The organism is Bacillota bacterium (assembly GCA_013178305.1).
Lineage (GTDB): Bacteria > Bacillota > Sulfobacillia > JABLXB01 > JABLXB01 > JABLXB01.
This window is the reverse complement of record JABLXB010000008.1, coordinates 83,176-94,839: the sequence shown is the minus strand read 5'-3', so window position 1 is coordinate 94,839 and position 11,664 is coordinate 83,176. Positions and strand designations below refer to the sequence as shown.

Below are 11,664 nucleotides of genomic sequence, written 5' to 3'. Positions count from 1 at the left end.
TCAGGGGTTACGGGGTTTGAATGTGGCGATGACGGTGAGAGCGCCGGTGACGTGCTGGCCCGGCTTCACCTTGAACTCGATGTTCTCGTCGTAGATGAGCATGTCGACCTGGGAACCCCTGTCTATGAAGGATATCTTGTCGCCGGCCGCCACGGTGTCGCCCGGCTTGACGAAGCACTTGATCTTGTTGACGAACTTGTCCGCTATCTCGACAAGGACGATCCTCGGGGAGCCGCCGGCGGCGCCCAGGAACACGGTGTTTCGCTCGTTGACCAGCCTGAACTTGTGGGAAAACAGGTCGACCGCGCGTCGGAGGTACGTCAGCTTTACGTACTCCCACAGGTCGACCATCGGGAGATTCACCGCGGCGGGGGTGCTTATGACGCCCTCGACGGTGGCGCTCACCGGGGCGTAGTTGAAGTGGACGTCGAGCGGTGACATGTACACCCCGACAAGCCATCCGTCGCCGCTGTAATCGTGCCCGCCCTTGCATATCTCAGCGACTTCAACTTGTTCGCCGAGCTTCTCACAGACCACCTTGCCCTGCTTGAATGGCCTCATGTACACGACGGTCCCGTCCGCGGGCGACAGTATCGACCCCGGCGGGGCCGCCGGCCGCCTGATGGGATCGCGGTAGAACCACACCTTCCGCAGGAAAAGGTAAACGGCCAGCCACAGGACGATGATTCCGAGTACCCAGGCCAAGCCTACCACTCCTTCAGCACTTTCTGCAGCTTGTAGGGGAGTCGCACGATGTAATATGAAGCCAGGCCGACCGCGGCCCGGGCGGGCTGCTTCTTCATGGCGGGCACGTCCCTGGCCTCGAACACGTTGTTCCTGTATGCGTTATCGAGTGCCGAGTAGGTCGGGAGCAGTCCGCGTTCCTCGTACACTGCCTTCACCTTGTCGGACGGGGTGGTCTTGAACAGCTCCTCCGGCACGTCGATTATACCCCTGAGTTCCTCGTAGAGCGGCCTGAGTTCGCCGGAGTACCCCTCGACGACGAATTTCGGCCGTAAACAATTGTACGTTTCGCGGTCGAGCGCGTATTCGTGGCCGTCCTTGACTATCGCCAGGATGCAGTCCACGAGCATCCTGAGCCGTCCCAGGTCCCAGACCGGGTCGAACACCCGTATCTCTATAGTCCCGAGTCTCCGCGCAAAGATTATGTCCTGGAACCTGTACCACGGGTCCGACCGCAGCGCCCCGATGGCGTATGAGTGCGCCATCCGGTACGATTGGCCGAAATACTGGCCTGCAACGAACGGCGCGTTGGCCGCTATCAGCGCGAGGAGCGGCAGGTAGTGAACGAGCGCCGCGTACGCTCGCTTGCTGTCGGGGAGGTTCCCGATATGGATGTGCATGCCGCACGTGAGGGTGGGGGCGCTCAGGTCTATGAGGTGCCCGACGGGCACGAGAAGAGCATCGCTGCAGGTCGCCGAGAACTCGGCGCGCCTTGCCGCAAGGTCATCGACGAGTGTTGCGACGTCCGAGTGGCACCCCGTGGAGAGCTCCACGCCCCCCATGATCCCTTGCTTGACATCGTTGCCCCTGGCGAAATTCGAGTCGCTGTGCGAGTAATAATATCTCGGGTTCTTCCAGAGGAGCTTCGCCAGGTAGTAAAGGGATTCGAGCGACGTCCTCTCGGGGTGGGTTACGAATATCTCTTCTTCTATCCCCAGCAGGGGCTCCTGGTGCCCCGGGTTACGCGGAATGCGCCGTTTCAGTGGAGCCATCCCCCTTGTGGGCTTATTCTTCCGCGAGGATCTCGCGGAGGATGAACGTGAATGCTATCCCGCCCGCCAGCAGGTTGAGGTAGAACGTGAACAGGCGCCAGACCACGAGGAACGCGCCGATGACGTGGACGGGGGCAACCGGGGCGAGGAGGACGAACGAGCCGAGCTCGGCCGCGCCGCTACCCCCGGGGGTCGGGGTGAACCCCGCCACCACGTATACCAGTACCTGCAACGCAAATATGGTTACCCGAGAGTACCTGACGCCGAGCCCGGCCAGGATGACCGGCCCCATGGCGAACATCATGGTGAAATAGAGCAGCGCGTACACGTAGGCAGCCGCGACGTAGACGATGTTCTCGCGGGCCAGAAGCCGGAGGCTCTTGCGGAACTCCTTCAGGTTCCTGATGAGCTTCCGGCCCACCGATACCAGCCTCAACCTGAAATTCCTGCCCCTCGAGGTCGCCACCTTCGTCCGCGAGAGCCAGGATTTCATCCAGCCCTCCACGACGTCGGCCCGCAGCGCCAGGACCGAGAAACCTATCAGCCCCACCGCGTAGGCCGGCACGATGAAGTCGTAGAGCCTTCCCCACGCGATAACGGCGCCGTGCTGGTTGAGCCGCACCATCGACCATACAGCCATTGTGAGCAGGGCGCACTGCGAAACGATCCCGCCCCCCACCACGACGGCGGTGGCTTCTCCCCAGTTCATCCCCGTTTTCTTCAGCCCGTATACGACCACCGGGGCTCCGCCGAACAGAAACGGTGTGATCAGAGTCATGAAGTTGCCCGCCAGTATTGCGCGGAACGCAAGCGAAAACGCGCTCGGTTTCCCGATCCCTTTCGTGAGGATCTGGAGCCTGAGTGTGTCGGCCAGCCACGCCGCGACCAGGAGCGCGGCGCATACGACGAGCCTCTGCCGGCTGAACGATCGTAAAGACTGCAACGCCCTGGCGCGGTCCGGAACGAAAACGAATACCAGCAGCAGGACCGCGATGCTGAAAAGTATGGATATGACGAGGCTCCTTCGAGTGCCCCCGCCCTTCAGCCGCTTGATGTCGTCCCGGTCACCGGCTGGCAAAATCATTCCCCCCGCGCGGCACGAGCAAGCCGGTTATATCCAAAACGCTCTCAAGCACGAAGTCCGGCCCCGCCGCGGCCAGCTCCTCCCGGGAGCCCATACCCCACGTAACCGCGGTGGTCCACGTCCCGGCGCGCCTGCCCGCCAGGACGTCCATGGGTGTGTCCCCGATCATGACGGACCGGCGGGGCGCCACGCCGAGCGCTTCGACCGCCTTGAGTACCGGTTCGGGTTCAGGTTTGTGTGACCGCACCTCGTCGGCGCTGATCGACACCTCAAAATAGTCCCCCAGGGCGAATTTCTCGAGCATGTAATCGGTGATTGTGCGCGACTTGGTCGTGACTATGGCCATCCTGTAGCCGGCGGCCTTGAGTTCCGCGAGCGCCTCTGGTATCCCGGGAAACGGCGCCCTGGCTCCCTGCACGTCCTTGGCTATTTCCATGAACCGCCGGCGGAATCCCTCGGGATCCTGCGGGTGCATCCTGGGGATGAATTCCTGCCACGGCTTCCCTATCAGTCTACGAAGGTCGCAAGGCATGAGGTCCCCCCAGCCGAATTCATCCAGCGCCATTCTCATGGATTCCTCGATCGCCGTCACGGTGTCGGTAAGCGTCCCATCGATGTCGAATAATACGGCTTCCACTGCGCCGAAAAGGGCTGCCTGCATCTGATGCATCCATTCCTTTCGTCCCCGGGGTGAGCATGCAGTTCATTCTCCGCCTTTGCCCCCATATCCTCTCCGTGGGCTCCCAGCGGGCTCCAGCCCGGTGGCCGCAAGGATAGTGCGGCGCTGGCAGAGAATTGCCGGAACAACCGCTACTCAAGCACCGTCCTATAGTGGGGCGACGAGAACGCAGGGTGTGGAGGCGAAGTACGTGGCGTTGAGGCGCGATGCCGAATTCGAGGAAATCGAGCAGGTTGAAACCGGGCGGGTCGAGCGCATCCTCGCGGTGGGTATGGTGGTCTTCCTGCTCATCGGCGGTGTCTGGACTCTCAACAGGATGTCGTCGCTCGTGCCGCACCCCGACATGCCGGCCATCGAGGCAAAACACGGGACGGCGAAGCACAACGACACGCTGAACCGCCTCCGGCTGGAGTTGCAGGAGGCCGACAGGCTATACGCCGAGGAGGCCGACCGGCTCGCCAAGTCCCAGGCCGCGTACGAGTTCCGCCGGGAAGAATATCGTGTGCTCCTCGAGTCGGGCAAGGCTAATGACGCGGCGAAGAGTGCGTGGGAACTGGCGAGAGAAGATTACGAAGCCGCGCTCACTCGCCGTGACGTGGCGGTCACCGTACGAGATCGCGCGCGCGGGGCGCTTGCGGACGAAGAGCGGGCCGAGAACGAAAAGAGACGCCTTGTATTCAATGAATACGAATCGGCCGTCAGACTCCGCGAGCTGAAGCTGTTCCTCCTCAGGTGCGCCTATACTCTCCCCGTCTTCATCCTGGCTCTTACACTGTGGCAGCGGATGCGAAGGACGGGCAGCCGGCACCTCATCCTGGCCACGGCGTTCCTCGCCTTCGCCACCATACAGGCCGTCGTCGTGGCCGCACAGTACTCATATCACTTGCTGAGAGGGTACATGCAGCTCGCCGTTTCGCTGGCGGGCACGGTGCTGACCGCGTTCGGGCTGGTTGCGTTGAGGCGCTACGTGCTCAACCCCGAAAGGCTCGCGCGGTCTCGCTTGAAAAGGGGTCAGTGCCCGCATTGCGGTTTCCCCAGGACGGCGGGCAAATACTGCGTTTCATGTGGGGGAATTATCGAGGGAGCGTGCCCGAACTGCGGGAATCCGAGGCCGGTGAATGCGCCTCACTGTCCATCCTGCGGCTCCGCATGAAGATAGAATCGGGACAAATGAAATGGTGCGCCTAGCAGGAATCGAACCTGCGCTCCCGGCTCCGGAGGCCGGTGCTCTATCCGCTGAGCTATAGGCGCACTGTACGTTTTATTATATCAGAACTTGCCGAGCACCAGCAACAACCCCAGTACGATGAACGCCACGCCCGACCCCGTCGTTATGTACCTCTGCGGCAGCAAGTGAACGACGGCCTCGCCGAATAAGACCCCCAGGAACGACGTGAGCACGAGGGCGAGCGACGCCCCGATGAAGACCGACGACGGCGAGCCCGACTGGGCGGCGAGCATCATGGTCGCTAGCTGTGTCTTGTCGCCCAGTTCCGCGAAAAACACGAGCGTAAACGTACTGGCGAGAAGTTTCCAGTCCACCGGACCACCCCATAACAGAATGCCGATCGACGGCAGCGCATCCCTATTATGGACCCCGCCCCCGACGCTTGTCAAAGCGCTCGCGCCCGGCCCGCCGCCGCCCTTACCGTGCCCGCATTGGCAGCCTCAGTGAGGTCTCGCCTCGGGCCGCGGTCCCGCCTCCCGGCCGGCCCCGACGGCCGGTCCCGTGAATCCCAGCCTCGTCCTGACGACACCCCTGTCGAACTCCTCCAGCACCTGTCTCAGCGTCGGGAGCCCGATCTCCTGCAGTTCGTACTTGACCCGCAACGCGGGTTTTTGAATTCCCGCCACCCTCGCGAGGTCGATGGGCGTGGCGATTAGCACCAGGTCGGCGTCCGCCGCGTTGATGGTGGCCTCGAGTTCCTTGATCTGGCGCTCTCCGTAACCCATCGCAGGCAAGAGCGTACCCAGGTGAGGATATGTCTCGTATGCCTTCCGGATACTTCCGACGGCAAACGGCCTGGGGTCGACCAGCGACGCGGCGCCGAATTTCCTGGCGGCCACGACACCGGCGCCGTAGCTCATCTCTCCGTGCGTGAGTGTCGGACCGTCCTCTATCACCAGCACCCGCTTCCCACGAATGGAGCGCGGGTCGTCCACGAATATCGGCGACGCGGCCTCGATCACCGTTGCGTCGGGGTTCAGTCGCCGCACGCTCTCCCTGACCGACTCGATGCCCTCTGGAGTGGCGGTCTCGATCTTCGCTATGATGACCACGTCCGCCATTCGTAAATTTGTCTCGCCCGGGTGGTACCGGGTCTCGTGGCCGGGGCGGTGCGGGTCGACGAGCACTATGCTCAGGTCGGGCCTGTAGAACGGGAAATCGTTGTTGCCGCCGTCCCACAGCACCACGTCGGCCTCGTCCTCGGCAGCTCGAAGTATCCGCTCGTAATCGACACCGGCGTAGACAACAGTCCCGTTCTCGATGTGCGGCTCGTATTCTTCCCTTTCCTCCACGGTGCACTCGAACCTGTCCATGTCCTCGAACGTGGCGAACCGCTGGCACGCCTGTTTCATGAGGTCTCCGTACGGCATTGGGTGGCGTACGACCACGACGCGGTACCCCATCCCCGTCAGGATCTCCCTGACCTTGCGGGTGGTCTGACTCTTCCCCACGCCGGTACGCACCGCGGTGACTGACACGACCGGCCTTGTGGACTTGAGCATGGTCGCCTCGGGGCCCAGCATCCTGAAGTCCGGACCCCTGGACAATACCAGCGAGGCCTTGTGCATGACGTACTCGTGCGGGATGTCGCTGTACGAGAACACGACCTCATCCACCCCGCCCGCATCGAGCAGAGCCGGCAATTCGACCTCGGGGCGAATGGGTATCCCGTCGGGATAACCCGGGCCCGCAAATTCGGCGGGGTAGATCCTCCCTTCAATGTCGGGGATCTGCGTGGCCGTGAACGCGACCACGTGGTAGCCGGCGTTTCCCCTGAAGTACGTGTTGAAGTTGTGGAAGTCCCGTCCCGCCGCGCCCATTATGACTACACCCTTTGGCAAGTTCAAAACCCCCTTGTATCACGTGACGTCGATAGTCTTATTCCCTGGTACGCGGGGTTTTCGCCCACGTCCGCGGGTGCTTGTTGAGCATCTTCAGTACAAGTGCGCTGGAGTAAGGTACCGGAAAGAAGAATGCCGCCAGGGGCAGGAAGCACAGCTGCGCGACAACCAGCGCGCGGCGGAGGAGCCCCCTCGGCCTGGCCACCGAGTCAAGGTAAGGCATGTAACGATAGTAGGCGTACACCGTGAAGCCGAAGTAGATCAGGGAGAAGCCGTTCAGCATCAGCCTGGTCCAGTCCGGCAGGATGTACGGGTCCACCATTCCGTTCCACCAGAGCGTCATCACGATTGGCGGAACAACGGTCGCCCCCTGGTAAAGCACCCATTCTACCTGACCCTTGACAAGAAGCTGCTTCAGGAGCGGGCGCTTCTTGAACTCGGGGTACCGTTCGTCCCTCCGTATCTTCTCCATGACCTGGAGGTGGCCCGTGCCCCACCTGAGCCTCTGCCTGAAGAACGCCGGCAGGCTCGGGGGGGTCTGCTCGCTCGAATAATACGGCAGGTACTCCGGCCAGGCGCCGCACTCGAGGTACACCCTGGTCCCGATCTCGAGGTCCTCGGTGAGCGCAGTGTGGTCGTACCCGCCGACCCGCGCGATGAGCTCGCCGTCCAGGAACAGATTCGTGCCCCCCACGAACGGCAGCCTCCTGAACAGCGCGGGGAGGTACCAGTCGTGGGCTATGGCCTGATAGAGGCAGGCTATCTTGCAGAACGGCCCCATCTGGTAGAAGTTGCGGACCTGGAACACCGGTCCCTGGAGGATTTTGACCATGTCCCCCGATTGGAGCCTCCTGTACGCCACGTACAGCAGCACGTCGAGGTCGGGCCGGCTCTCGGCGTCATAGAACCCGCACATCTCGCTCCGGGGGTCGAGAAATGCGAGGCCGTAGTTCAATGCCCGCCCCTTGGTCGAGGGAACGAGGCGCCCGGTTCTCGAGCCGTTGTAGCGCCCGTCGAAGTCGTATGGAACGGTGACGTGCTTGAGCGCGGGCGCTTCGCTACCCGACTGCCGGTACTCCACGATCTTGGCCTGCACGATGTCCTGCGTCGTGGGGAGACAGACGTTGTACATCTCGTAAAGGAGGCGCCTGACCTTGCGCGCCCTGCAAAGTGAGGTTATCTGCTGGACGATGACGCCCGAGATGCTCTCGGTCAGAGTCCGGAGTATCTCTCTCGTGACATTGTGGCTCGCCCGCGCCGCGCAGCGTATCATCCTGTCAACCACGCGGCCGTTCCGGTCCCCCCGTAACCTGCAGAACGTGGCCACGACCGGCATCGCGAGGCTCAAGCACAGGGGGTATACGCGCAAAACCTCCTCGTCCCCGACGGACGGCAAGGCGCGGTGCACGATGGACTCCATCCTCTCAGCCGACGGGCTACCGAGGCCCGCGACGATCTCGGTGGCCAGCTCGCGTACGATGGCCTGCTGCGTGGCGGGCGCGAGTTGCGCCAGGGGCCGCGACGACAGGACCTCGTCCTTGAGCCAGTCCGATCGGTAGAACTCCCTGAAGCACATCCGCGTGATGAGACCGATCAACAATGTCCTGGATTGGGGTTTTATCCTGGACGGGGTCCGGCCGGCTACCACGTCCACCGCGCCGTTTATGACCGGCGCGGCCTCCTCGTCCCTGGCCATAGCCTCCTTCTCGTCCGTGATCACGATCAGCTCGTAGCGCTCCTTCGGATAGTTCAACCGGCTCATGTGGTCTATCGTCTTCTCTATGACATCGGCCTCGTTCCGCGCGGGAATCATAATGGAGAAAAACGGCAGGGTCCGCCGCATCTTCTCGGCAATGGAGATCAGGGAACCGACGTTCAGCGAAGGCTTCTTTTTCCAGTAGTTCGCGTCGGCGTAACATTTCCAGAAGAAGAACCTGGTGAAGAGGATGAAGAAGACCACGTAAAGCGTCACTGCACCTATGTAGACGGCTTGCGGCGTGGTCATCGTTCACACTCCTCGGCGGGCTAAACCATCTTTTATTGTTCGTCGGTGCAGGGGCTTTCATACGATTGTGAGATTTGACCGGCAGCCATCCCCGGCGTCAACCGGCTGTAGCGCGCGGGGTCTTGATCCATCCTCGCCGTCGTGCTATCCTTATATCGAACTTCCTCGATACAAGTGGGTGTGGGTAGTGATGGAACAGGAAACGACGTTCAATCCCGTACAGGTATTCAGGGCGCTCGGCGACGAGACTCGATACGAGCTCTTTACCTGGCTCACCAGGGGAGAGATAGCGACCTGCTGCGACAGGATCTGCCTCCGCGAGAACGGGGTGTGCGTCACCGACGTCGTGAAGAAGTTCGGGTTGGCGCAATCCACAGTGTCATACCATCTCAAGGTACTCGAGGAGGCAGGGCTAATCCGCTCGGAGAAGCGCGGCCTGTGGACCTGCTTCTTCCCGAACCGCGAGGTCCTGGACGCGGCGCGTGAGGCGCTGCGCGGGAATTGCGGGCCGCCGGGAGGGTGAAACGTGCGGCACGGCGGCAGCGGCGCCGCACCTTTTTGATAGCCATTTATATCGATAATATTCGATGCAGGGGGGCGGCAAGGTGATGCAGAAGGTGATGGAGGTTTTCTTGACCACCCTGGTCCACAACGTCTGGTACCTCGCGGCGGGTGTCCTGGTCGCGGCGATTATCGAGGCCGTGCTCGACCGGCGGAAGGTTGTTTCCGCGCTGGCGAGGTCTGGCTGGGCCGGAGTCATCATGGGCACCGCCGTTGGGGCTTTCACGCCGCTGTGCTCGTGCGGTACCACTGCGGTCATGCTTGGCCTGGTGGCGGCGGGTGTGCCCTGGCCGCCGGTCGTGGCGTTCCTCGTATCTTCGCCACTGATGAGCCCTTCCACGTACGCGCTCACAGCCGGGGTGCTCGGCGTCGAGATGGCGAACGCCAAGTTGATCTCCGCAGTCGCGCTTGGTCTCGTATCAGGTGGGGTGGCGATACTGATGCAGCAGAAGGGCATCGTCAGTATTGCGGCTGAAACGACCGGGGCGAGGGCGGCCACCGCGGGATGCTGCTCCACGAAGGCGGAAGCGGCCGGAACCCCATCTGGAGATTGCGATCAGGATCCATCCACGCCGCCGGCCTGCGGATGCGCCGCTCGCACACCTGTCCCGGCGGGCGCGGTGATGGCGAAGTTCCTCGTGGCGCTGCGCAACCAGGCGGCGTTTATCCTCAGGTACTTCGTGCTCTACTCATTGGCCGGCGCACTCGCCCAGGCGCTCGTCCCGCCTCAATGGGTGAATGCTGTCTTCGGCGCGGGACGGCCTCTGTCCGTCGTCACCGCGGCCGTCCTCGGAATACCCCTCTACATGTCGGGCGCCGCGTCGATCCCGCTGACAGGCTCGCTGGTTGGGATGGGCATGAGCAGGGGAGCGGCGCTGTCCTTCCTGATCTCGGGGCCCGGCACACACTTCGGCGCGCTGGCGGCGGTGGCTGTGGTAACGCCCCGCCCCATCTGGTGGCTCTACCTCTCGACGATACTGGGCGGGGCCGTGCTGGCCGGTCTGATGTATTCACTGGTATGAGGCCCGCGTGGCCATCGCGAGCCTTGAAGATCGGGGGCGGCGGGGCACCCAACCCGCCGCCATGAACGTAAGGTTATCCCGTTGAACAACGGCCCGACCCGCGGCTCGACCGGCAGCCGGCCAAGCCTATTCCGCCGCTTCCCCGCGCGTGCCGCGGGTGATGGGCGCGAGCGCATCCTTGAGGGTGGGAGTACCTATCTCCTGGATCTCGTACCTGACGCGTGTGGTCGGTATGTCAATGCTCATTATCCTCCGGAGGTCGATGGGCGTGGCCATGAGCAGGGTGCCGGCGCCAGACGCGTTGATCGTGGCCTCGAGTTCCCTCACCTGTTCGGTCCCGTATCCCATCGCCGGGAGGAGCGGCCCCATGTGGGGATACTTCTCAAGCGTCTCCAGTATGCTGCCGACGGCGAAACACCTCGGGTCCAGGAGCTCGGCGGCCCCGAACTTCCTCGCGGCTACGACGCCCGCGCCGTAACTCATGCCGCCGTGCGTCAACGTGGGTCCGTCCTCTACCACGAGTACCCTCTTGCCACTGATGGCGGACGGGTCGCTGACGAATATGGGCGACGCCGCCTCGATCACCATCGCGCCCGGGTTGCACGACCGTATGCTCTCGCGCACGCGGGAAACGCCCTCGGCCCCCGCGGTGTCGACCTTATTGATGACGATGACCCCACCCATCCTGAGGTTCGTCTCCCCGGGGTGATACCTCGTCTCGTGGCCCGGGCGATGCGGGTCGACCAGTACGATGAATACGTCGGGCCTGAAGAACGGGAAGTCGTTGTTCCCGCCGTCCCACACCACCACGTCCGCCTCGGCCTCCGCGCGCCTGAGGATAACCTCGTAGTCCACGCCGGCGTAGACGACGTTACCCCTGTCGATGTGCGGTTCGTACTCCTCGCGCTCTTCGATGGTGCAATTGTGCCTGTCGAGGTCCTCGTAAGTCGCGAACCGCTGGCATACCTGTTCCCTTAAGTCGCCGTACGGCATCGGATGCCTGACGACAACGGCTTTTATCCCCATGTCCTTGAGTATTTCGCAGACCCTGCGGGTCGTCTGGCTCTTGCCCACGCCCGTCCTGACCGCGCCGATTGCGACGACCGGCTTGCGCGACCGCAACATCGTGTGGTCCGGCCCCAGGAGCCGGTAGTCAGCACCGTTTGCAAGGCACACCGACGCGGTGTGCATGACGTGTTCGTGGGAGACGTCGCTGTAGGAGAAAACCACCTCGTCGGCATCGAGGTCGTGGATGAGTCGCGGCAAGTCCTCCTCGGGGTGGATCGGGATCCCTCCGGGGTAGCCGTCACCGGCGAGCTCGGGGGGATAGGTCCTCCCCTCAATGTCGGGAATCTGGGTGGCCGTGAAGGCCACAACCCTGTACGCGGAATTCCCACGGAAGAACACGTTGAAGTTGTGGAAATCGCGGCCCGCGGCGCCCATTATTATGACCCTGGTCTCCTCCATGTTCCACCTGTCCCGTACTCAGTTTGAGCGTGGGTGGCCCG

The 11,664-nt window shown here is 62.9% G+C and carries 10 protein-coding genes, 1 tRNA gene and 1 pseudogene; 3 read left to right on the top strand and 9 right to left on the bottom strand.

Annotated elements, in window-relative coordinates:
• The 4 genes from HPY55_14550 to HPY55_14535 are packed head-to-tail and all read right to left on the bottom strand — an operon-like array spanning position 1 to position 3,481.
• A complete protein-coding gene (locus HPY55_14550) occupies positions 1–714 on the bottom strand; it encodes a phosphatidylserine decarboxylase (protein ID NPV71832.1) in 714 nt (237 codons plus the stop codon).
• Positions 708–1,736 (bottom strand): hypothetical protein, encoded by a 1,029-nt coding sequence (locus tag HPY55_14545; GenBank protein ID NPV71831.1) that lies wholly within the window; start codon positions 1,734–1,736, stop codon positions 708–710. Before HPY55_14545 ends, HPY55_14550 begins: the two co-directional genes overlap by 7 nt.
• Before the next feature lie 13 nt (positions 1,737–1,749).
• Positions 1,750–2,814 (bottom strand): flippase-like domain-containing protein, encoded by a 1,065-nt coding sequence (locus HPY55_14540; protein NPV71830.1) that lies wholly within the window; start codon positions 2,812–2,814, stop codon positions 1,750–1,752.
• Positions 2,801–3,481: an HAD-IA family hydrolase gene (locus HPY55_14535; protein NPV71829.1), complete on the bottom strand. Its 681-nt coding sequence runs from the start codon at positions 3,479–3,481 to the stop codon at positions 2,801–2,803. Before HPY55_14535 ends, HPY55_14540 begins: the two co-directional genes overlap by 14 nt.
• 208 nt (positions 3,482–3,689) lie before the next feature.
• Between HPY55_14535 and HPY55_14530 the strand changes: the two genes are divergently transcribed.
• A complete protein-coding gene (locus HPY55_14530; GenBank protein NPV71828.1) occupies positions 3,690–4,652 on the top strand; it encodes a hypothetical protein in 963 nt (320 codons plus the stop codon).
• A gap of 23 nt (positions 4,653–4,675) precedes the next feature.
• Here the strand turns inward: HPY55_14530 and HPY55_14525 are convergent.
• From HPY55_14525 to HPY55_14510, 4 genes and pseudogenes are all read right to left on the bottom strand, one after another.
• Positions 4,676–4,750, bottom strand: a tRNA-Arg gene (locus HPY55_14525).
• An 18-nt stretch (positions 4,751–4,768) separates the two neighbouring features.
• Positions 4,769–5,041: a TMEM165/GDT1 family protein gene (locus HPY55_14520; protein NPV71827.1), complete on the bottom strand. Its 273-nt coding sequence runs from the start codon at positions 5,039–5,041 to the stop codon at positions 4,769–4,771.
• A 222-nt stretch (positions 5,042–5,263) separates the two neighbouring features.
• Positions 5,264–6,547 (bottom strand): annotated as a pseudogene (locus tag HPY55_14515) (GTPase).
• 58 nt (positions 6,548–6,605) lie between these two features.
• Positions 6,606–8,573, bottom strand: coding sequence for a hypothetical protein (locus tag HPY55_14510; GenBank protein ID NPV71826.1), 1,968 nt, complete (start codon positions 8,571–8,573; stop codon positions 6,606–6,608).
• A 190-nt stretch (positions 8,574–8,763) separates the two neighbouring features.
• Between HPY55_14510 and HPY55_14505 the strand changes: the two genes are divergently transcribed.
• Complete coding sequence (locus HPY55_14505) at positions 8,764–9,096, top strand: winged helix-turn-helix transcriptional regulator (protein ID NPV71825.1); 333 nt, start codon at positions 8,764–8,766, stop codon at positions 9,094–9,096.
• 82 nt (positions 9,097–9,178) lie between these two features.
• Positions 9,179–10,156: a hypothetical protein gene (locus tag HPY55_14500; protein NPV71824.1), complete on the top strand. Its 978-nt coding sequence runs from the start codon at positions 9,179–9,181 to the stop codon at positions 10,154–10,156.
• Positions 10,157–10,282: 126 nt separating this feature from the next.
• On the opposite strand, the gene HPY55_14495 is transcribed toward HPY55_14500, so the two are convergent.
• Positions 10,283–11,623 carry a GTPase gene (locus HPY55_14495; protein NPV71823.1) on the bottom strand — a complete coding sequence of 447 codons (1,341 nt, stop codon included), beginning with the start codon at positions 11,621–11,623 and terminating at the stop codon, positions 10,283–10,285.
• Positions 11,624–11,664: the final 41 nt, after the last annotated feature.